Here is a 350-nt window from a genome sequence, read left to right on the forward strand (position 1 = left end):
GGCCAGACCCCGCTGGCGGCTGAACTCGACGAACAGGAAGGGTCCGGCGAGCACGGTCACGCCACCGACGAGTGCCAGCGAGCACTCACGGGAGCGCAGCGACTGCGCGGCCAGGTGGATCGCCACGAGGGACGACGAGCACGCCGTGTCGATCGTGACGGCGGGCCCCTCGAGACCCAGGCTGTAGGCGACCCGGCCCGACACCACGCTTCCCTGCGTGCCCGTCAGGCGGAACCCTTCCAGCTCCGGCAGCATCGTCCCGCCGTAGTCGGAGGTGACCGCGCCGGTGAACACACCGGTGTCGGTGCCGCGCAGCGACGTCGGGTCGATGCCCGCGTCCTCGAACGCCT

1 protein-coding gene is annotated in these 350 nt (G+C 71.7%); it reads right to left on the reverse strand.

The features are described from left to right. A partial coding sequence (locus IH00_RS39360; RefSeq protein WP_267882638.1) for a beta-ketoacyl synthase N-terminal-like domain-containing protein occupies positions 1 to 350 on the reverse strand: 350 nt, incomplete at both ends.

Origin of the sequence: Streptomyces sp. NRRL S-118 (assembly GCF_000716335.1) — a bacterium.
Lineage (GTDB): Bacteria > Actinomycetota > Actinomycetes > Streptomycetales > Streptomycetaceae > Streptomyces.